Below are 22,864 nucleotides of genomic sequence, written 5' to 3'. Positions count from 1 at the left end.
ACAAAGAAAATGGACAAAAACCAAGATTTGGATCGAATTTAGAAATCGTGAAATACAGGATATAACATATACTCAATGAATAGCAAAAGAACAAAGCCATCGCCGGGGGAGACAACCTCAAGCGTATTGCCCACCAGGCTGACCAGCAGGTGGATGCTGGCGGCGCAGGAAATAACCACACACTCAGCGCCCTGTTTCATCCAGTTAATGCTTATCCACAAATGGGAAAGCTGGGGGCCTGATTCAATATGAAGACAGCATTCCAACACCCTAATACGGGTCCACCTCCCAGTGGGCCAAACGCTGGGGATAAACGATTCCTGTGCCTGACGAAAAACAGGATTAACCCTCATTTAGATTGACAGAAAGCAGAAAAATCCGGTTATAGCTTGTCTATATTTTCCGCCGGATATTCCATTGCCTGCCTGGAGATATCATACGGCTACTGAGCCGCAGCTTTCACCCCGCTGGGGGGATAGTTGATCACGGTTGTCCAGGCCAGTTCTGCAAGCGCACGATTGAACGCTTCATCATTCCATTGCGGCTTGCCGGCGTTTTTCAGGACGCTGGGAATCGGCAACCCCACCGGACTGCGGCCATAGATCACAGCATAGTGCACATAGGCATTGAGTACCTGCAGAGGAGCTGTCGGGTGTCCGATATTATCCGCAAACAATTCAGCCTGCTTGTCCAGGCCCGGAAACTGTTTGTTGTAAATGAGAGTACGCAGAGCTGTCAGGGCCTGTGAGGTGGGTACCAGAAAGACGACCTGGCGTCCAACCTGTTCATTAATCTTTGCGGCTTGCTCCTGGGCAGCCTTTTCATTTTTCTGATTGAGCGTTTTGAGCTGCTCGGGCGTCTTTTCCCTGTCCGGCTGAGTCATGAGCAATGAAAAGTCAAAATCCTGATTGTCGATATCGGGTCCGCCCCAGGAAACCTGGACGGTAAACTTCATCTTGGGATTGTGCTCCAGACCCAATTTGACAAAGTTTTCAATTCCCTCGTCCGGGAACTGAATTGGAGACAGCGTCAACAAATCGACATTCCCTGCCTCCAAGGCCTGCCTGGCCTGATTGCGGCCACCCTGATGATTCCAGTGCTGAATGGTACGCGACACACCCAGACTCTGCACTCCAGCAATTTTATGTCCCTGGATACCGGAAGCCGAAGCCAATTCTGCAAGAATATCCGGAACATACCAATGCAAACTATGTCCGGCAGTGAAGATACGTAATCCATCCGGTTTTGCCGGGCCGGCGGTTTGAGCCTTCAGGTCCGAGAACAGAAGCGGAGCAAACTGATAGAGGCTGCGTCGCCAGGTCAACCATTCGTGCGCCGTCTCAGGGGACTCATAGTACACGTATTTCATCCCGACTTTATCCAGCATGGCCTTGAATGCACCCACAGAACCCGGGAAAGGGGCTGGTTCTTTGGTGCCCAAGCCCAGCCAGAAGAGTTTAATTTGCTTGTTGAGCGCCTGGCCGTCTTTAAAAGCTCCGTTCATGAACGTATCCGGATCAAGGACAGACGCATCGGGATAATTGGAAGTACCGCTGAAACCGCCGATATGAGAGAACACATCGAGATTGTTCATGGTAATCCGAATGGTCTGATTCGCGCCCATCGAAAGACCTGCCATCGCCCTGTGCTCGCGATCGGCAAGCGTACGATAGTGGGCATCAATCATCGGGATAATCTCCTTGATCATCACCTCTTCGAAAGCCGAGGTGCCGCGGGGATCTCTGCGTCCCCCGCTGTCATTTGCCCCCGGTCTGGCAGCATAACCATTATCCATAATGATAATCATGGGGACGGCTTTGTTTTCAGCAATCAGATTATCGAGAATCAGATTGGCCTTGCCCTGAACAGCCCAGCCCGTCTCGTCTTCACCGCTGCCATGCTGGAGGTACAGAACAGGATACCGTCTGGAGCTGTCTTTATAATAATCCGGGGGCAGATAGACAAAACACCGACGCCAGGCATTCGTAATTTTAGAAAAATACCGATGTTCACACAGTTGTCCGTGAGGGACATCCTTGAGTGCATAGAAATCCTGATCCCGGGCCGGGATTTCGATGCCGCTGCCCCAGCGGCTGGCACCATAGAAGTACATACTGCCGGGATCCGGGACCTGGGCGCCGTCAATCACGAGCTGATAGTAATGGAAGCCTTCGTCCTGAGGGTCAGACTGCCCTACCCAGGAGCCGTCTTCCTTTTTTGTGAGAGGATATTTTTTGCCGCCGATATCCAGAAGAACCTGTTTGGCATCGGGAGCCATGATTTGAGCTCGCACGCGGCCTTCAGAGTTGACCTGAGGATACAGGCGTCCGGGCTGATTGGTCGAGGCCGGCTTGAAATCCTCGGAAATTGCCTGGGGTTCGGACTGAGCAAAGACATTGCCGCCCCCCAGAATCGAAAAGACGAAAAAGCTCGTCAGCATGGCACAAGATAGTCTGGTTAGCATTTGAATTCTCCTTTTAATCAGCAATTACTGCAGACAAACACCAGGATGGCTTGACGCGGAGCCATACCGCTTTTATTCATCTGCATTTCCATCAATAGTTTCAATCGATCCATCGCTGCGATAGTTCAGGTCGATGATTTTCATACTGCGCAGCCAGGTTTTGCCGCCGGACACTTTACTGTCGTGATGGAACAGATACCATTTGCCCTTGTATTCAACTATGGAATGGTGGGTTGTCCATCCGACCACCGGTGTCATCACCACTCCCTGATAGGTAAATGGCCCATAGGGATTATCCCCCACGGCATAACACAGCAGATGGGTATTGCCCGTGGAATACGAGAAATAATATTTGCCGTTGTATTTGTGCATCCATGGGGCCTCGAAAAACCGACGGTTTTCATCTTGTGTTTTCAAGGGATTTCCGTAGGCATCGAGAATCACCACATCACGCGGCGGTTCTGCGAATTCGAGCATATCGCCGGATAGTCGGGCAACTTTGGCACAGAGCGCAGGTTCTGTCGGTTTTCGGAGGGCATCATCAGGCTCATATTTGCCGGTTTTGTACCGCTGCAGCTGCCCGCCCCAGATCCCGCCGAAATAGATATAATGCGTGCCATCGTCATCCTGAAAGGTCGATGGGTCGATGCTGAAACTGCCTTTCATCGGTTCCGGCCTGGCTCTGTAGGGGCCTTCGGGTTTGTCGCTGACCGCAACACCAATTCGAAAGATATCGTTTTGATCTTTTGCGGGGAAATACATGTAATAGGTCCCGTTCTTGCAGGCGACATCGTTGGACCACATCTGCCGGCGGGCCCAGGGTACATCTTTGATATCCAGAGCCACACCATGATCAATCACATCCCCTTCGGGATCCTCCATGGAATAGACATGATAATCGCGCATATCAAAGTGACTTCCCGTGTCATCTTCGGGAATTCCGGCATCGATATCATGGGAGGGGAAAATATAAATTTTGCCGTTGTAGACATGGGCCCGCGGATCCGCCGTGTAAATCGTTTTTATCAGATGACGAGGTTTTTTGGGCATAGTCTCTGCCTTTCAAACTAAGTTTCACTCTTCTGTCAGATGCGATTTTATGCCGGCCTGGGGTGCAGACTGTATCCCGCTGCAACGCCCCAGGAAACAATGTTCCATTTTAGTTCTTAAACCGCCACCAGTCAACACTAAACAGGTCACCTTCGCCTCCGACAAACTTCAGACACAGATCAATCACTCCTGTTATTTTTCGAATACTGCACGTGACCTCTTTCCATTCCTGGGATTCGCCGGCGGCAATGTCGCAGGTGCCCAGAATCAGCCCCTCGGGGCCGCCGACACGGACTTCAATTTTGCCGCCTTTTTTGCCGACCACAGATGCCGTGAACGACTTGACCCCGTCTCCAAAATTCACACCGCGAAGCTTGACCCAGTCGCCGTTGTGAATCTCACAGAGGTTCATTCCGCCGGCATTACACGGCTGCGTTTCAATTCCCTTTTGAGCATTGAATGTTTCGCCTTCCACTCTGTCAAAGGGGTTCAGGAAACCCACCTGAACCACGCTATCAAAGGTGGGCACCTTTTTGATGATTTTTCCGTTATCATCGAAATCAAAGCTGTCCAGTGCAATATTGCGGCGAAAACCGGTTGGGATGCCGGCCTCATTGGCAACAATCCGGTTATGATACACTTCATACCATTTGCCCTTGAATTCAAAATGGGCGGCGTGATGATTATTATCGTTGAGCGGCGGCTGGTCAGACGTTTTGCCGGCATATGTAAAACCGCTGACGGGGCTTTCGGTACTCATCATATAATCAAAGCTCATTCCGGCCCTTGGATTAGCGGAGTACGTGAAATAATAGATGCCATTGCGTTTGAATACCCATGCCGCTTCAAAAAAGTTTCGAGCATTCATCTTCATCACGTCGCCATCCAGGCTGATCATGTCGCGTTTGAGTTTTACAACCCGGACATTATCATCCCCATTGCCGCCAAAGTACAGGTAGGCCTGGCCATCATCATCAATAAAAGCTCCCGGATCAAACAGCCACATGTTGTTTGCTGGCTGAACGCCCGGGGTACTATGTTCGATCAGGGGTTTGCCCAGAACTTCCTTGAACGGCCCGGTTGGGCTGTCGGCCACGGCCACTCCAATATTGGCCCCCCCGTTGCCGAAATACAGGAAGATTTTCCCGTCCCGTGCGATGGCGGTGGGAGCCCAGGATTTTTTGGCCCATGTCGTATCCCTGGCTGCATCGAAAACAATGCCATGATCGGTCCAGTTTTTCAGGTCCGTTGTGGAAATACACACTACATTCGGGATGTTGTATCCGCCCTGGACGGGGCTTTCATCATCATTTGAACAGTAAACATAGACACGCCCATCATACACCAGCGCTGCCGGGTCAGCCAGATAACGATGTGACATAATCGGATAATCGGCTGTAACCACGACACTCATGGCCTGAAGCAGGCAACACAGAACCCCTGTTAACATCGTTGTTTTGTTCATCGCACGTTCCTTTCCTGTTTATACCCCACGGGTCTGATTATTACTCAATCCCCAGCAGCATAGGGTTGAAGCTGCTGGACTTCAATACAACACGCCGGCAGATTGCCATATTATTCCTGTCTGGATTCAATCAGGGTTTGGCCGGAGCAATTTTCACCAGGACGACACCATGACGCCCCACCTGTGCCTCAAACTGGCCGGTGAATTTGCCCAGGTCTTTTTGACGCCACAGATCGCGAACCGACTGTTGGCCGGTAATGCCAAGATCCGACCAGGTTACGGTCACGGTTTGTTCCCGCTGACCACGGTTAAATAGTCCTACGGCCATAGACCCGTCTTCCATCGGCTTAGCCCAGACTTCCAGAGTCCCGTTTTGAGTAATCCGGCTGGCCTGACGTCCAAGGGGATCCTGATTGACTTCAATGACTTCGTCGTTGGTCAGCAAATTCAGGGTAAAATCGTCCAGCTTGGTCATATCGCAGCCAATCAACAGAGGCGATGCCAGCAGACACCAGAGACTGATATGGGTGTATTGCTCATTGGGCGTAAGCCTTGTGGGTTTGGGATTTCCCCAGCCTACGTGGCCAACAACCAGCATATCGGGGTCATTGAAATGTCCCGGACCGGCATATTTTTCCAGACCGGCCTGTCGAAATCCAATGCCTGACATACTGCCCCAGCTGTCATTAATATCCTGGGTGGTGCGCCAGGAATTCCCGCCAACCTCAGTTCCCCACTCCCAGACATTGCCCATTCCGTATTGGCAAAGACTGTAGATGATGTCCCGCGGCTGCATCGCCAGCGCCTCGTGCATCCGCTTGAAGGGAAGCCGGCCTTTGATCGGATCATCCCCGCCGGAATACTGGATATTGGGTACCGAGTAGGGATCCCAGTTTTTGTCGTCACGACGGTCTTCGAAAGCAGGATTATAGGAACACCAGTCGTATTTGAGATAATCAAATCCCCATTCGGCATATTGCTGGGCATCCTGCAATTCATGCCCAAAACTGCCAACACAACCGCCGCATGTCCAGGGGCCGGGCACCGAATAGATGCCGATTTTAAGCCCTTTGCTGTGGACATAATCCACAAGCCCCTTCATATCCGCAAAACGCGGATTGGGCAGAATGCGTCCGTCGGCACTGCGTTTGGGTCCCTGGAGCGTCGGGTCCTTTGAATCGCGATGCACCTGCCAGAAATCATCGATGTTGATATACGTCCAGCCGTGATGAATCAGGCCGCTTTTGACCATAGCATCCGCAGCCGCCTTGATATTTTCAGCGGTCACCGCACCGGCAAAGCAGTTCCAACTGTTCCAGCCCATCGCCGGAGTCAAACCAATCTGAGAGCCGCATACGATTTTAAATTCCCGACTGGCCTGGCCAAGAGCGTTTTTGGCATGGAGCATCAACTTGTATTCCCCTGCCTTTTCCAGCTTTCCGGTAATCTGTCCGGTTTGGGAATCAAGCACCAGCCCGGAGGGGAGTCCATCGGCCGAAAACGTCATCGGCCGCTCACCGCTGGCTGCTATGGTAAACAGAAAAGGAGACCCGGGGCGAACACCGAAGACCCGGGCTCCATTAATGCGGGGCGTTGGAGCGGGTTTTGGAGTTAAAATCACCGCATCTTCGATGGGCGGAACATCCAGTTTCGGCTTGCCGTTATTGATCATGGTGATTTTCAGATCCACCCAGTCGGCATGGTCGTAGTCAAAGCCATCCCCGCCATCCAGTGCCAGCAGCACCAGTGATTTGACTCCTTTGATATCCAGCGTAAAGGCCTTAGCCTCATCGCCGGGGCGCATCAGCCCGCTGGTCCATATTGTCTTTCCGTCAGCGGTAATCTCAAACACCACCGAACCCCGGCCGTTGGTTTCATCGTCCAGACCGGCACGTCCCGACAGCTCCACCCCATTGCCGTCCAGGAGCAGAGGAATGCTGGAATTGGCATGGGTGCCGATGCCGTTTTGATATCGCTGACCGGCGATCATCAGACGCCTGTTATCCACGGACCGATTGGAACGCGCCTGTCCCCAGCCCTGTTCAATACGCGACACATCGAGACTGGACAGCCAGATGGTGTCCTCGGATACGGTGTTTTCTGACGCAGCCAATGCGGATCCCAGCCAAACACAGAGTGTACAAACCCATACTGTCTTTATTCCATGCATCATACAATTCACATCCTTATTGAAATCATTAAACGGTGCACTAAAAAACCATTTTTCTTTGATTACTTTTCCTGGGTAATGATTCCGGCAAAGCCGCCGGCAGGCAGCATTGAAATCGGAACGATGGTTTTGGCATCCACTGCCACAGCGGATTCAACGACAGCCTGATAATCAGAAGACTCTGTATGATCTGCGAAGCTGCGCAGTGTCCATTTGCCCTTGCCCAGAAAAGTCAGACGGGCATGCAACTGCATCGCCTCATCCCCGTTCATCGCCGCCAGATACCAACGGTCTCCTGAACGCCGGGCGACAATGATCGAGCGCCCAACCTCGCCTTCTAAAACCACCGTCTCATCCCAGACGGTGGGCAGATTCCGTAGAAACTCAATGCCGGGCTGGCCGCGATAATTGCGGGGACTATCACACAGGACCTGCAGAGGACTGAAATAGACGATTGTCATGGCCAGCTGTCGGGCACGAGAGCCCATCACCTGGGTGGGCGAGGTAATTTTAAATTCCTCGGGGGAGCGGTTGAGGAATCCGCCGGGCGTAAAATCCATCGGCCCCAGCAGGCCTCGCGTGAACGGCAGTGTCATGGTATGCAGCGGAGTACATTGATTACCGCCGAGTTTGTTGTATTCGTTACCGAGCACCCCTTCCTGGGTGATAAAATTCGGATATGTACGAGCCATCCCTGCGGGCTTATAGGTCCCGTGAAAATTCACCAGCAACCTGTGTTTTGCCGCCGTTGACAAGACTTTTTCACACCATTGGACCGTCTCCTGGGACTGGCTGTTGAGAAAATCAATTTTCACTCCGGCGAATCCCTGTTTTGCCAGAAACGCCAGAGCGGCCTCAACCCCGAAGGTTTCGATATCCAGGGAGTGTGCCCAGATCAGCAATCGGACGTTTTTGGATTTCGCATAGCCAATCAGCTCAGCCACATCGACTTCCGGAACCGGCTGTCTGAAATCACCGGGGACCGGATTGGGGCTGGAATGGAGCGACTTATCAAAACTCGTCATCCCCTTATACCAGAACCAGTCCATTAACTGATAGGGCCAGCCCATTTCAGCCGCCAGATCAATCCACTCCTTATGGGAGGGGGTGGAACCGCGAGCATAGACGCCCTTGTGGCCGGGGTTGGAATCATAGGGATTGATTCCCGTCCACCACGCATCCCAGGCACAGGCACCAGGTTGAATCCACGAGGTGTCATCCAGTCGACAGGGGGTTGCAAGATTGACAATCAAATCAGACTCCACCACATCTTTGGCCTTGCGTCCTATGATCAACGCACGCCAGGGGCTGACACGCGGCGTGGAGGAGACCACCAGTCCATTTCCATCCGAACGTCTGTCAAGGACGGCTTTGACAGCGGTTGTGCCGGTGCCCGACAGGGACATACCGGCCCAATCCAGCAGATCGGATTCTGCAACCGCAATATATGCCGATGGCGTTTCAACCAGCAGCGGCAATACACTTTGAAAAGGTCGGCCCGCCCTGCCCGAGCGAATGGCACTTAATTTCTTCTCCGGATACTGATTCTCTGCGCATGCGGATTCGTTGCCGGCCCAGCAGCGATAATCCTCCGCAAAGCGAAACTCCGTCAGTTCCTCCGTCAGCACAAAATCACCAAGACCCGACTCTTTGGGAAGGTCGTATCGAAACGCAACGCCATCGTCATAAGCCCGTACAATCAGGCCGAACGTCCGATGCGGCTGGCCTTGTTCCTCCAGCGTCAGCTGAAGCTGTCGCCAGCGATCCGGAACCAGCCGCCGCTGGCCAAATGGATTTTCCCATTGACCGTCGTGATCGCTGGTTTGGGTCTTTGTTATGATCGCCGACGGTCCCAGCCGGATCCCGTCTCTGAATTCCAGTCCCAGAATCGAATCTGTCAACACGGGACTCCCCTCGTATTTGACCCGATACCGCAGTCCCGCCGTGTCGGAGACAACAACCTCAATCCGGCCATCCGGCGACGCAAGACGCTGCTCCGCGGCGAGTACGGATTCGGAACCATAAAACCAAATCAGACAAAGCCAGACCAGGCTTACGGACAGACAGGGTTGAGTCTTTTTGTGAATCTGCATCATGACCTCTTTTTCCCATGAAATTAGAACAGCCTCCGATCGGATTGCCGGAGGCTGCAGTTAGTTTTTGGATTAGGTTACCGAGCTGTAATCGTCAGCGGCAGCTTGATCCGAATATCATCAGACGCCGCACCAATCAGGATTTCATATTCACCCGGCTCCACGACATACTGTTTTTTCGTTGTGTCCCAGTATCGCAGACGGCTGGCTGGAATATCAACCGTCACAGACTTTGCCTGGCCCTGCTTGACATGCACGCGGGCAAATCCGCACAGGGCAAGCTTCGGCTGCGGAACCTGGGAACGGACATGGCGATAATACACCTGAACCACATCATCACCATCACGATGACCTGTGTTTTCGAGGGTAAAGGATACCTTGGCAATGCCGTCAGCAGAGATCTGTTTTGAAGCAAGCTTGCCGTCTTTGTATTCAAAAGTCGTATAGCTTAAGCCGTGACCAAAGGCATAGAGAGGCTTGCCATTGAAATAACGATATGTTCGGTTTGCCATCGAATAATCTCTGAAGTCAGGCAAATCGGTCGTTGCCCGGTAGAAGGTCAGCGGCAAATGCCCTGACGGATTGACCTGGCCGAAAAGGACTTCGGCGACTGCGCGTCCGCCTTCCTGGCCCGGATACCATGCCTGCAGAATGGCGGGCAGATGTTCGTCTTCCCAGGTCAGAGCAATAGCGGACCCGCTGCAATTGACCATAACCATCGGTTTGCCGACCGCATACAATGCCTGGATAAGCTGGGTTTGGACTTCGGGCAGCTCAATCGAATCGCGATCAAAACCCTCTCCTTCCTGCGCTGGCGTAATACCGCCGACATAAATAATCAAATCCGCATCAGCAGCCAGCTTGAGGGCTTCCTCTTTAAGCTCTGCCACAGGACGTTTTGTCTCATTATCCTGACGACTCCAGGCCGCCGTCCCGGGTTTAGTGGTCACGGGACTGCCCAGGGCAAATGTAATTTCAATCCCTTCCCCGGCCAGCTGCTTTATGCCGTCCAGAATGGAAACCGGATGCGAAGCCGAACCGTGGTAATTGCCCTCCAGCATGGATTTCGAATTCCCATTGGGACCGATGACCGCGATGCGTTTATATTTGGAACGGTCCAGCGGAAGGATACCATCGTTCTTGAGCAGCACCAGCGACTGACGGGCCACCTCCAGAGCAACCTGGCCATGTTCGGGCTTGTCATTGTCTGCGATGGTGTACTTTGAATACGGCACTTTGTCGGCCGGGTCGAACAGACCCAGACGGAACCGGGTCCACAAGGTGTAATACAATGCCTCATTGATTTCCTTGTCCCCAATCAGGCCCTTTTGGACAGCCTGTACCAGGGCGCTGTAATCGCCGCCGCAGCAGAGATTGCAGCCGGCCTTGACCGCCAGTGCCGCTGCCTGTTCCGGGGTCTCGACATATTTATGAGCTCGACGGTTCCAGATATCGTTGATGGCGCTGCAATCCGAAACGACATACCCCTCAAACCCCCACTGCTTCCGCAGCAGGTCGTTGAGCAGGAATTGACTGGCACTGCAGGGAATACCGTAGAGTGCGTTATAGGCACTCATCACGCCGCCAACCCCGCCATCTTTTACCGCCCGTTCAAACTGGGGCAGATAGGTTTCATACAAATCCCGTTCTGATGGCTCTGCATTAAAGCTGTGACGCTCCCGCTCCGGACCGCTGTGAACCGCGTAATGCTTGGCACAGGCCATGGCCAGCATATAGTCGGGATGGTCCCCCTGAATGCCCTTAATAAACTCCACGGCAATCTCGCCGGTCAGGAAAGGGTCTTCGCCATAGGTTTCCTGGCCGCGGCCCCAGCGAGGATCGCGGAAGATATTGATATTCGGTGTCCAGAAAGTCAGGCCGGTCCACCATTTTGAATTTCCATTATTTTTGGAGGCATAATCGTTAAATTTCGCACGACCTTCGATGCCGATCACGGTTCCTTCTCGACGAAGCAACTCCGGATTCCACGTCGAGGCCATTCCCACCGGCTCGGGGAAAACCGTTGCAATACCGTTGTTGGCAACACCATGCAGAGCTTCATTCCAATAGTTATATGCGGGCAGTCCAAGCCGCTCGATGGCCGGGGCCTCGTTCTGCAATTGTGCCACTTTCTCCGCCAGCGACATCCGGCGAATCAGGTCTTCGATACGTTTGCGGAGCGGCTGAGTCGGATCACGCCAGATCGGAGCCTCTTTGATATCCGGTACCGCTGTGGCATTGCCGGCAAAGGGTTCGGCAATCTGGGATGCACGGAAGGACAGCATGCTCGTCCCCGAAGCATCTTTGACCTCGAAGGTATTGAATTTGGCATTGTCCTGATGAGCCTTAAACGTCACTTTCAAAGGCCCTCGGAGCGCATCATCTTCATGATCCACGACGCCGGTAATATAACACACTTTGTTGGCCTTGCCGGCGGTTTTGACAATATCGAAATCCTGGGCCAATACCACATCGCCGGAAACCACGGTGTATATGCGTTGCCCCGCCTCATTGAAAAAGGTTTCCGCCTGACCGATAATAATTTTGTATTGGCCTGCCGGCAGATTGGAAACGCTGATACTGAACTCTTTGCCATAGATTTCTTCACGAAATGCGGCCTCCTCACCATTGGCTCCTTCAATCGCAACAGAATCTGCAACCTTGTAGTGGGCAAACTCGCCGGTCACTGCAACCTTATAGGTACAGGAACCACAGACTTCCTCGGCTGCACAAGCAGAGCCCCCAAGCCAGTGATTCACGAGAAATGCCACCATCAGACAGGCCGGCAGCAGCCGGAGGCTTTGATGTTTCAATAAAATTATATCTGCTGTTGGGCATTTCTTCACGTCATTTGTCAGATTTGTTCTTCTCATGGTTCATCCTCAAATTATAGTTGCTGGGTTCGTATTCCTATTTAATCGAACAAGCCTATTCCTGCCGATCATGCAACAACCAACGCATCTGTTTCAGATGCTTTTTCCATGGTCGGGTTTACGGCATCGGTGAGATGCGGAACAATCCGGCACCATGCAGCGGTACATCCGTCTGGAACACCTCACTGAATTCACCCAAATCCCGTCGGGCCCACAGGTCTCGCACCCGGGCTTTGCCAGCAATCCCCAGATCCGCAAAAGACACCGATACCGTGCTGCGATCAGACTTTAGGCGTTTCTGAGGATCCAGCAGAACGCAAAATTCCAGCGCGCCCCGCCCCTGACTCCCTTCGGTAATCACGCCTTTGGAAGCAAACGTGTCATACCCTTCGGGTAATTCGAATTCAATCACAGAGACCGCGTGCGTTCCAATGCCCTCGACGGGTTTTCCATCCAGTGTCAGGGGACGGCCATCAACAGTACGATGTTTGTGAACAGTGCCCCAGCCCGCTGTTGCGAGGATCCAGTCCAGGTCGGTCAGTTTCAAGGTTCCTTTGGGACCGGTGAGTACCGGCTCAATCCAGGCTGCATGGTCATAATCACTGCCGTTGCCGCCATCCCTGACTGCCAGCACCAGCCGGCGAGCATTATGGGTCGGGATGCTGATCTCAATAACCTGGGCCTTGGGTTGGCCACTAAGCCGACGACTGGTAAAATCGGGCTTGGACAGATCAAACGGATTATCATTGCTCTGGGCATTGAAGAGTCCGACATAACGATCCCGGCCGTCGGGGCTATCGGCCGCCCAGACAATCAGATCATTTTCGTTTTTAATCTGCCGGTTGTTTGTGCTGGCCTGATTGACAGCCAGTACCTCTGGATTGGTCAGCAGGTCAAGCGTTGCATTATCCAGACGGGTCATATCGGCACCGAGAATCAGCGGCGAACGAGCAATACACCACAGGGTCATACAGGTCGTTTGTTCAGCCGGGGTAAACCGCGTGGGACGATTGAATTCCACAATTCCAAAAGGAAGCATATCGGCATCGGGCCATGCCCCTTCGGCTCGGTATTGCGTCCACTTCTCAAGCCGTCCAAACATCTCATATAATGGCTGCCAGCGGTCCCAGAAATCATCGGAAATCCGCCACATATTGGCATGATTCATCACATGTTGCCCCCGCTGAATGGGTGTATCACCGGGCGACAGACTCAGTACAATCGGGCGGCCGGTCTTGTCGATGGCTTTTCGGATGGCCTCAATCTCAGCCTTCTGTACTTCGTCATAAGGACGGGCAATATCGTCTACTTTCACAAAATCCACACCCCAGGAGGCATATAGCTCAAACAGGGAATCATAATAGGCCTGGGCACCGGATTTGCTCATATCCACACCGTACATATCCGGATTCCACGGGCAGGTCGAACGGGTATTGGCAATATCCGCCGCACGGGCATCCGTTCCAAGGATGGCCGTATTGTCACGCACCGCCTGCTTGGGAATGCCTCGCATAATGTGGATGCCGAATTTAAGCCCCTTGGCGTGAACATAGTCCGCCAGGGGTTTGAATCCCCTGCCATTTGATGAAGAGGGAAACTTCTTCAGAGCCGGTATCAGCCGGCTGTATTCATCCATCTCAAGCCGAGCACCACGTCGATAGCTATGCCCCTGAGAATCCGGCTCATACCACTGGATATCCACCGTAAAATAAGTCCAGCCATAGGGCTTGAGGTATTTTTCCATGGCATCCGCCTGAGCTTTGGCTTGTTCTTCGGTCAATGTCGTGCCAAAACAGTCCCAGCTATTCCATCCCATCGGTGGAGTTTTCGCCCAGGACCAGTAGGCCGGATTCGCCGCATACGGTGTTTGAACGACCGGCTCGGCAGCATGACACAATCCGGCCAGAACTACAATTGCAGCCATTCCATATATTTTTTTCATTCTATATGTTCCTGCTTCATATTGTCCGTTTTAGCACGGCGAAGACCTGCAGCTTCAATCGCGTGCATGTTTTAGTAGCGGAATCTCTCTACCCGTTGGGGATCATTGCCTGTTTTACCCGCACATTATGGTAATGTTGCGAAAAAGCATCTCTGTCAGGGTAACCGGAAAAGGAAAAAGAACAAGTTTGTTTTCCGCCAATACCTCTTTTTAAACAGTCCTGTTCCGCTGTGTTTTCCAGTATTTTCTCTGTTATCACCGACTGTAAGCCTGCTCCCGTTGCCGGTTTCAATTCCATCCACTATAAATCTTACCGACAGGTCCAATAGGTTATAGACCCACCATACCGACTCCATTATGTTGCCACAAGAATGTCTGCAGCCTATATCCCGACATACCCTCGCCGTATCTGGGCGGCAGATTCTTTTCAACCCGGACTCTGTTTAAAATTTCACCGTCACCGATTTGCCGGCGTAGTTGACCGTCTTGATGTCATCAGCCCCTGTTGCTATTCCGGCATTCTTGCCCGGGGCGGCAATCACAACATGAAGGATGCGTTCAACAGTCATACCGGGGAATGTCCCCTTGCGAGGACCGACCGTCAGCGTCCGGGCCGCATCATCCCAAAGGATATCATAGACGGCATATTGTCCTTTTTCGTAGTTGTAGGTCTCGTTATCATCTTCGTAGATCGTGAATTTCGCATCGGCCCCCGGATAAATGCGAATTTCATACGGGGCGTCGGGTTTCTCAGTCGCATACTGCATCACAGGTCCCATGGGCAGAATCGACCCGGCGCGGATATACAACGGCAGGATATTCAGCGGACAGGCTTTTTCGACGGTTTTTCCGCCGGTGTGTTTCTCGTTTGTCCAGAAATCGTACCAATCGCAACCGGCAGGCAGATAGGTTTTCACGATGTTATCCAAGGCAGCTGCCCCCTCATTCTGATTGCGAATATCACTGGGAGTGCGCCAGCCAAGACGAATCACGCGCTCGCCGCCGCCCTGGTAAAATTCCAGTTTTAACGGCACCTGCTGTCCCTTGCTGAAGGTCACTTTGGCACTGCGGTAACGGGCAGCGTTGTCCCGCCAATCCTCGACGACTTTTTTGCCGTCCAGATAAAGACGGAACCCATCATCCCCTTCGACCCCAATTTCATATTCACCATCCTGGGGCGCCAGCAGGAATCCTTCCCATCGCGCAGAGAAGTTATTGAAACCGTCCAGACCGCCAGGGGGATCTGCCAGCGGCGGGCCGGGCCAGTCATGATCCACAATCTTATCCACTCCTTTTCCCATGGGGGTATTGAAATTGACCCCTGCAAAATACTGCACCGCCAGACCAACCTGACCATCCGGGGTCCGCAAGAACTCCGCAGGCACAGTCGGGGCGGGAGTATTTCCCTTGCGATACATCGCACGCGTCACGGGATGTACCAGGAAGGCCGGACCAAACATAAAGGCATCACTGAGGTTGCGGACCTGGGCATCTTCCGGGAAATCCATCGGCAGCGCACGCATCAGCGTATAGCCTTCACTGGTAACCCGCCAGCTTTGACTATAAAGATAGGGCATCAGGCGGTATCGCAGATGGGTGATATCCAGCAGGGCCTGATACACCTCCGGGTCCATTTCTTTGAAGATATACGGTTCCCGCTCAATGTTGGTGCCGTGAATACGAAAGATCGGATTGAAGGCGCCAAATTGATACCATCGCAAAAAGAGTTCACGGTAGGCCGGATTTTGTTCGCCTCCGGGGTAATTGTTGACAAAGAAGCCGCCAATATCCTGTGTCCACCAGGGATTGCCAGCCATCGTCACATGGAGCCCGCTGACCATCTGAGCCTTCAGTGTATTCCAGCTGGCCGAGGAATCCCCCGACCACGACGCGGCAGCATAACGCTGGGCCCCCGCCCAGGCAGAACGAGTCAGCGTAAAGACGCGGCGATTATTGATAGCACGCTGACCTTCGTAGGTCCCCTTGGTGGTCATGAGCGTATAGGGATTCAGATAACGAGAGAAATCGCCCATGGCGTTGTTCCCCAGCCGTTTGATATCACGAGCCACTTCGTTGGGATTCCAGCAGGCCGTGCCGACTTCGACTTCGGTACCGTCCATCCAGAGTGCATCCACCCCCTTGCTCAGGAGGCCGGCGTTTATATGCTTAAAGTAGATTTCCCGCCCCTTCTCGCTGAAGGCATCATAAATCCGAGCCTTTCGGGATATCCAGTGCAGCGGTTCAAAGCGCAGATTATACTGGTCCAGTTCATGAGCCAGCGGAGTATCATTGCCCACGGATGGCCAGATTGAGATCATCAGTTTCATGTTCAGATCGTGTATGGTCTTGATCATGCCCTCCGGATCGGGATAGCGCTGGGGATTCCAGATCATGCCGCTCCAGGTACCGTCTTTATCGCTTCCCCAGTACTGCCAGTCCTGTACGATGTAGTCCAGCGGGAATTGTTCTTTGCGGAAAGTTTTGGCGACTTCGACAATGCGGTCCTGGGTCGGATAGCGTTCCTTGCTCATAAACAGTCCCAGGGCCTGTTTGGGATACATGGGCGCACTGCCTGTCAGAGTGCGGTAGCCGGCAATAACATCGTCCATCGTGTCGCCGGCAAAGAAATAGTAATCCACTCCGCCGGGGGCGCTTTCGGCCCACAAGGTAGCACCGGCAGCATCATCCTTGAAGCGCATAATGGAATAGATATCCCACATGATTCCGTACCGTTCGGAAGAGACAATCATGGGAATGACAATGCCCATATTCGTTTGGATCAGCAGCAATTCCTGCCCGCGGCGGTTAATTTGAGTCGGGGCGGAATCAATATAACCAAACCCATACCAGCCCTCATCGGGTTTGAGGGTAAATGTATGTGACACCTCATAGGTCGGAGCGCCGGAAATGTCCACTTGTTTAATCGTGGCATGGTTTTCAGCACGCTCTCGGGTCAGCAGCCTGCCGCCGGCATCCATAAATACCAGTGCTCCGGTCTTTTTGTCCGCCCGAATCTGAAGCTTCTCGGAGAGGATTGCAACATACTCTGCCGTCTCCTGCACCTTAAACGGAACCGCTGCCGGCTTGCTCACCACAACGATACTGGGATGCGCCCAGTAATGTCGGCCAAGATTTTCATTGACGCGAACAGTAGTCGGCCCGTAGAAAATCACGTTTTTGACAATCCCGTTGACATGCAGTTGAACGCCGTTTTCCAGCGCCGCACAGAAAAAACCATTTTCTTTCGAAGGTTCTATCGCCTGTAAATGTCCGGATTGATCCAGACCGGAAACCCCCGCCTGCAATATCACACTGGTGAAAAAAATCAGCAACCCAGCAAGAAAATGAATTGTCATCCGTGACCGTTTTTGCTGCCCCAATGATGAACTTTGGATTTTCATTCATAGTCTCCATAAATACCATTCGTACGGATTGTTGCGTCGTTAACGTTGGCCAATATTCATTGGCTGATTATTGCAAAAGAGCAAAGCATAAAGCGTAACCGGAAATGGAAGAAGAACAAGTTTGTTTTCCGCCACTAACTCTTTTTGAACAGCCCGCCCTGTCCTGTTCTGAACCACCATACCCCATGATATCGCCAGGAGTACTCCTCCAATTGCAAGTCACTAATCCATGCTCCCCTTAGGGCGGCATTTCAAGAATATACGGGTCTTTTGTATCGATTATATCTAATACAAATCATTCCCCCGGAAAGTCATGGCCCCTTGAACACACGAAACCTGTCTATTACGTCCCCCCCCTGTCTTGCAAAGCTAGGATGGCTTGCGGAGAAACCAGCCGGGAAGGGGTATAGCCTGCTTGTAATTTTCTTGCAAAATCGGCCTATCAAGTGTAAAGTTAGCCTAAATTTGTCGGGACATCGTTTCCGGCCAGGTTTGTTTTGCTCTTTGTAGAACTGATTTTGGTTTGCAGCTTCCATTTTGCCGGTTTTTTGCACAAAACTGGTACAAAATAAAGCCTTTGGAGGAGTGACCGAGCGGCTGAAGGTGACGGTCTTGAAAACCGTTGTACCGAAAGGTACCGGGGGTTCGAATCCCTCCTCCTCCGATGTTGATTTTTAGCTAAAAACCCCGTTTTAGAACCCATAGACGGGGTTTTTTCTTTATCTTCAGTATGTACGCCAACTCTATCATCCCTGCCAGTAGATGCCACTAACTGCCCAGAAAAGTCTGAGGTCTTTGTAAGCTGGCTTGTAAGCGTAACAGCATCTGTTTCAACTGTTCTTCCATCCGTTCCGGTTGCCTCCAATTCTTCTGTTTTGGGTTTGCTGGCGAATGCAGGCAGACGGTCGATTGCTAATCTATCTGCCCCCTTCATCATGTGAGTATAAATCCCCAGCGTCAGATTAGGGGTTGAATGCCGCATCAGGCTTTGTGCAGTCTTTACATCTACTCCTGATTGTGCCAGAAGAGTGGCAAACGAATGCCTCAGGCTATGAAAGTCCAGCTTGCCAGTTCCATCATCATTTGGATTGATTCCAGCAGCCTTGAAATCGGCTTTTATCATAGCAGCAATAGCCTCCACTCGTGGCATATTAAAGATTGGTGACTGAGAGGATTTGCCTGCAACGAACTCTCTGAGCCGTTCTACCAAGTCTTTCCGCAAAGGCAAAATGGCTTTTTTTCTGTTCTTTGTGATTTCAGAAGGTATAGTAATAATACAGTTTTCGAGATCGAGATAGCCGACTATCAAAGCCGCTAATTCGCTTGAACGAAGTCCGGTTTCAATGGCCATTCGGTAAAGCATACTTCGCTCCGGTCCTGTCATACCCCGCAGTATTCGGCTATTATGGGTGGTTTCCAGTAATAATACGACCTGTTCCAATGTCAATGGCCGCCGAGGTTGTGTTTTTGTAACTCGACCAGCTTCCAAGTATGCCAACGGATTATCGACTGCACGCTTATCTTTGACCAGCCATCGGCAAAATTGTTTGATTGCCTGCAAATAGTGATTCCTACTCTGTGATGAAATCTCTCCTAAATCTTTAATTTTAGTAATCTTCTGGCCAAATTCATCAAGTACCAACTTTCCTTTTTCATCTTTTAGAACTATTTCCACTGTCTTGTGGAACCCGGCAATCGCTTCCTGAACCCTGCTTGCCGATATATCCTGCAAGAATGAGAATCCGCAGGTATCAATAATTCGCTGAACACGTGAAGCCTTTAATTCCGCATTTTTGATTGTTCTTCCACTGTTAATAAGCGACTGTTTGAAGGTCTGTAAGTGTTCCAATACGGCGGTTGCCCGATGTTCCTTGTATTTATCTACAATCCCACATTCAGCCAGTTCCGCTTCCCTTTCCAGCTTTGCTGCATACTGAGTGGTTGCTGTTCTATCCTTAAAACCTTTCACCCGCTTCCGAGTTCCATCCGCCGTGCGGTAATCAATGTACCAGCAAGACGACTTTTTCCGTATTCTTCTTCCTGTTTTAGGGTCTTGTGTAGTGTATTGCTGCCTGAAGATGCTTGCCATTGTTGTTATTCCTTTTCTGTGGACTTAAACTTCATTTCCGACCGCCAAAGCATGGGATTCTACTTGCCGACCACCAATAGCGATTCTCTTTCCAAACGTTCAGCCTGATGGATAGTGGCTCTTTTATCCAAACAGCCCTTTACCCGCTTGCGGCGTCCATCCGCCGTGCGATATTCAGCATACCAGCAGTCCGTTTGATTGTTCTTGAGTTTAAAGATACGTGCCATTGTTGTTATTCCTTTCCGACGGGTTTGAGTTCCAACCCCAGCACCTCGGCTACCCGCGCCGCCGAAGTGAGGTTTAACGTTCGTTGACCGTTGACGAAGTAACACAGGGCAGAATCCGCCACCCCGGAAAGCTGACTGATCCGGTAACGGCTCATGGGAGATTCCAGAATGGCCAGCCGCAACTGCCCTTCAATATCCTTATTTACTCTATCTTGTTTCATATATACAATAATACCCCTTTCCTAATTAACTGTCAACTGTTAATTATCATAAATCTTAGATTAATCTGTTTTTTCACTCTCTCTGATGCACAAATGGCACTGACAACACTTATAGTGAGCATCATAATTCATGGTTTTGAAGTTTCCGACAAGAAGTTGACCGTGCCCGCAGTAAGGACAGGTACTCTGGATTACCGTCTGAACCTTCCTTCCAATGGGAGGCTTTACAAAACCGGTCGGTTTAACTGGTATTCTGGATGGTTCAGGTTTTGCAGGGGTCACTCTTTCAACCCCTGCAACCTTCCGCAAAAATGAACGTGTATCAAACACCATGTCTGTAGATACCTCTAAATACCGTCCCTACCGTCCCTTTCGTCCTGACAGCATTGCAAAACAATGCTACAGGCTGTTATTTCGTGCAAATTCAGGATTCCAGTTCCACGCCATAGAGCTGGCAGACCGTCTCTAATTCCTGCTGGGAGGGACGGTACACCCGTTTTCCATTGCTTTTCTGGCTCTTGAGGTTGTAGCGGTTCAGGATGGAACTGATCCCCCGTGCGCTGTATTTATTGAAGAGAGAAGGCTCTTTTTCTCTGGCTTTTTCCAGTAGTTGATTGGGGGCAATCCCAAAACTACCACTATCCATCTCCTCTTGAAGAAGCCGTAGCAGGATTTCATCGGTTTCGGGAATGATTTCCTCATTGCTTTCCATCGTTTTGACGGCAAACTCTTCCACAATCTGTACCAGCCCGCTGGCCCCATCCTGCTCCAGCATATCCGCCAGGGCTAAAATAGGCTGCCATATCTCATAATCCCGGCCATTGAAGTTCTGACATTCCGGCCTGTATTGGGATTGCTTGATAATCCGCTGGGCATAGCAAAGGCTCATGGCATGAAGATCATCCCGTAATCGGGCAAAGACTTCCGCCTTCTCATGGATTCGCCGCCGGTTAATCGGAGAATCCTTCGGACTGCGGAACATCATAATCCGGATACAGCGGGAGGATAACGCAGGCGGAAGGCCTGCAATTCCGGCAATGGACTTGGGCGAAAAGACATCATAGGAATTGGCCTGAAAGCTATCTCTGGTCTTTTCCAGCCGGTGAGCACGGGAATTCTTCTTATAGCCGCTCAGCAGGATACTGCGTATCTCATTGGCCTCCGGCGTCCGTTCCCGCAACCGTTCAGCTTCATCCAAAAGAAGTGTGCCCCCTTCCTCATGCAGTGTTCGGAAAAGACAGGGGGCCGTCATATTTGCCGAGGGCAATGGATGAAATACCAACTGCGATAACACATCAAAAACCCTGCTTTTGCCGCTTCCCAGCGGCCCGCCAATGGATAAGTAAGGGACAGCATCCCACGCCGTATAAACATACGTCAGCATCGTCCAGAGAGACAGGGTCGCTATCACCCCTGCGGCATCCTCATCATTGAACTTCAGGAACCAGCCGAAGAGTTCGCTTAAATCCATAAAGAGTGTATTTAAATCCGGATTATGCCCATTCAACCATTGCTGACGGCCCTGCTTGGACCACATGGAAATCGTATTGGCCTTCGGGGGTTTTAACCCCTGCTCAAACCACAGCCTGTTCTCCAGGACACCCACAGAAGTAGTCAGCGGCACGATTTCCCGCCTGCCATCCTGCCATTGTAAATGCAGCATCCATTCCCCCGTCAGTTGACCATGATGGCTGATACTGGTTACCGGAACCGATATGCCGGAGACCACGGGAGTATGAAACAGGTGCGGCCTGACAATGTTTTCGATGTCCAGTTCATCTTTGGATGACTCCGCAGGGCAATCCGTTGGAATCAGCTCAAGGATTTTCTGACGCAGCAGGTCACGATCTATTGCCGGATAAAGCTGGCAGGTCTGGTCAATAAAGCTTTCCCGCTCCTTGTTCTTAACAATATTCAAGATGTCGCTATGCAGCGGGGCCTGACTATTCCTGACGATAAGCTGACCTTTGCTGGCCCCAGCCTTCTCGACCTTAAAATCAACGTAAATATCCGTACTGGTCATACCTTAGCCCCCGTCTTAACATGGTAGTTCACTTTGATTTCAGCCGCATGTTCAATGGATTGACGGATAAGCCCGGTATTGCTTTCCTGTATTACCCACTGGCGGATATCTTTGACCGGCGGGGTGAATATCCGCAGGCAACGACAAAAGAGAAGCAAATACACGGCCAGCTTTTTCGCCCCATGCTGACCGGCAAGATCGTTATCCGCAATGATAATGACCTCCCTGTGCCGAACAATTCCAGCCAACGTCTGAGGACTGCTGCTGCAATTGGCCCTGCCGACGGCTTCATATCCTAAATCCAGCGCCGCCGCCGTGTCAGTCGGCCCTTCACAGACCAGCAAGACACCCTCCGGTTTCAATCCGGCAGGGATAAAAAGACCATTTTGACTGTCTTCTACCGACCCCTTGCTCCCATCGGGAAACCGACGACGAATACCCACCACATGCCCATTGCTACCTGACATTGGGAAGGTATAAGCAATCCCATCCCACCCGATACCCAGACGTTCAAGGCTCTGCTGAGATACCTTAAGTTCTCTGGCGACAGACTCCAGCCGTGTAGGATCAAGACCATACTGGCATTGGGTGGCCAGTTCCGAAAAATGGTCACTGTTTGTTGCAATGGGAATCTGTCGGGAAAAGACCCGTCGCTTTTGACGAAAGGATGTCTTGAGAACATGCAGCCATCCGGCTTGTCCACACTGTTTAATACTGCCGTCGGCGATACGGGCACAGATGGCCGCTAAACCATCGTCTGCCCGCAGACACCAGTCCGGTTTACCGCATATCGGGCAAGGCCGAGATTTGCTGACTCTAAGCATTTTCTCCGTCGATACCATA

At 51.7% G+C, this 22,864-nt stretch carries 12 protein-coding genes, 1 tRNA gene and 2 pseudogenes; 1 reads left to right on the top strand and 14 read right to left on the bottom strand.

Annotated elements, in window-relative coordinates; genetic code table 11:
• Nucleotides 1–38: 38 nt before the first annotated feature.
• The 9 genes and pseudogenes from ACQ9LF_RS05730 to ACQ9LF_RS05690 all read right to left on the bottom strand — a co-directional run bounded on the left by ACQ9LF_RS05730 (nt 39) and on the right by ACQ9LF_RS05690 (nt 17,458).
• Nucleotides 39–200 (bottom strand): hypothetical protein, encoded by a 162-nt coding sequence (locus ACQ9LF_RS05730; protein WP_462488417.1) that lies wholly within the window; start codon nt 198–200, stop codon nt 39–41.
• Between the two features lie 1,079 nt (nt 201–1,279).
• A pseudogene (locus ACQ9LF_RS05725) lies at nt 1,280–2,440 on the bottom strand (alpha/beta hydrolase-fold protein); the annotation flags it as partial.
• A 96-nt stretch (nt 2,441–2,536) separates the two neighbouring features.
• Nucleotides 2,537–3,514 (bottom strand): glycoside hydrolase family 43 protein, encoded by a 978-nt coding sequence (locus tag ACQ9LF_RS05720; RefSeq protein ID WP_462488416.1) that lies wholly within the window; start codon nt 3,512–3,514, stop codon nt 2,537–2,539.
• Between the two features lie 109 nt (nt 3,515–3,623).
• A complete protein-coding gene (locus tag ACQ9LF_RS05715) occupies nt 3,624–4,979 on the bottom strand; it encodes a glycoside hydrolase family 43 protein (protein WP_462488415.1) in 1,356 nt (451 codons plus the stop codon).
• Between the two features lie 130 nt (nt 4,980–5,109).
• Nucleotides 5,110–7,152 (bottom strand): NPCBM/NEW2 domain-containing protein, encoded by a 2,043-nt coding sequence (locus ACQ9LF_RS05710; RefSeq protein WP_462488414.1) that lies wholly within the window; start codon nt 7,150–7,152, stop codon nt 5,110–5,112.
• A gap of 59 nt (nt 7,153–7,211) precedes the next feature.
• On the bottom strand, nt 7,212–9,245 hold the full coding sequence (locus tag ACQ9LF_RS05705) for a glycoside hydrolase family 97 protein (RefSeq protein WP_462488413.1): 2,034 nt from the start codon (nt 9,243–9,245) through the stop codon (nt 7,212–7,214).
• Between the two features lie 74 nt (nt 9,246–9,319).
• Nucleotides 9,320–12,055 (bottom strand): glycoside hydrolase family 3 C-terminal domain-containing protein, encoded by a 2,736-nt coding sequence (locus tag ACQ9LF_RS05700; protein ID WP_462488412.1) that lies wholly within the window; start codon nt 12,053–12,055, stop codon nt 9,320–9,322.
• 178 nt (nt 12,056–12,233) lie between these two features.
• A complete protein-coding gene (locus ACQ9LF_RS05695; RefSeq protein WP_462488411.1) occupies nt 12,234–14,057 on the bottom strand; it encodes an NPCBM/NEW2 domain-containing protein in 1,824 nt (607 codons plus the stop codon).
• A 443-nt stretch (nt 14,058–14,500) separates the two neighbouring features.
• Nucleotides 14,501–17,458: a glycoside hydrolase family 31 protein gene (locus ACQ9LF_RS05690; RefSeq protein ID WP_462488410.1), complete on the bottom strand. Its 2,958-nt coding sequence runs from the start codon at nt 17,456–17,458 to the stop codon at nt 14,501–14,503.
• Nucleotides 17,459–18,040: 582 nt separating this feature from the next.
• On the opposite strand from ACQ9LF_RS05690, the gene ACQ9LF_RS05685 reads away from it, so the two are divergent.
• Nucleotides 18,041–18,125: transfer RNA gene (locus ACQ9LF_RS05685), tRNA-Ser, on the top strand.
• 282 nt (nt 18,126–18,407) lie between these two features.
• On the opposite strand, the pseudogene ACQ9LF_RS05680 reads toward ACQ9LF_RS05685, so the two are convergent.
• From ACQ9LF_RS05680 to ACQ9LF_RS05660, 5 genes and pseudogenes are all read right to left on the bottom strand, one after another.
• Nucleotides 18,408–19,550 (bottom strand): annotated as a pseudogene (locus ACQ9LF_RS05680) (tyrosine-type recombinase/integrase); the annotation flags it as partial.
• 59 nt (nt 19,551–19,609) lie between these two features.
• Nucleotides 19,610–19,777, bottom strand: a complete 168-nt coding sequence (locus ACQ9LF_RS05675) for a hypothetical protein (protein ID WP_462488409.1) — start codon at nt 19,775–19,777, stop codon at nt 19,610–19,612.
• A 5-nt stretch (nt 19,778–19,782) separates the two neighbouring features.
• On the bottom strand, nt 19,783–19,998 hold the full coding sequence (locus tag ACQ9LF_RS05670; protein WP_462488408.1) for a hypothetical protein: 216 nt from the start codon (nt 19,996–19,998) through the stop codon (nt 19,783–19,785).
• A 424-nt stretch (nt 19,999–20,422) separates the two neighbouring features.
• Nucleotides 20,423–22,021 (bottom strand): hypothetical protein, encoded by a 1,599-nt coding sequence (locus tag ACQ9LF_RS05665; protein ID WP_462488407.1) that lies wholly within the window; start codon nt 22,019–22,021, stop codon nt 20,423–20,425.
• Nucleotides 22,018–22,863, bottom strand: coding sequence for a hypothetical protein (locus ACQ9LF_RS05660; RefSeq protein ID WP_462488406.1), 846 nt, complete (start codon nt 22,861–22,863; stop codon nt 22,018–22,020). The genes ACQ9LF_RS05665 and ACQ9LF_RS05660 overlap by 4 nt, the downstream gene beginning before the upstream one ends.
• Nucleotide 22,864: the final 1 nt, after the last annotated feature.

The sequence above is a fragment of the Anaeroglomus insulsum genome, from assembly GCF_050689095.1.
Classification (GTDB): domain Bacteria; phylum Planctomycetota; class Phycisphaerae; order Sedimentisphaerales; family Anaerohalosphaeraceae; genus Anaeroglomus; species Anaeroglomus insulsum.
The sequence above is the reverse complement of the archived record's forward strand: the minus strand, read 5'-3'. Positions and strand labels throughout refer to the sequence as shown.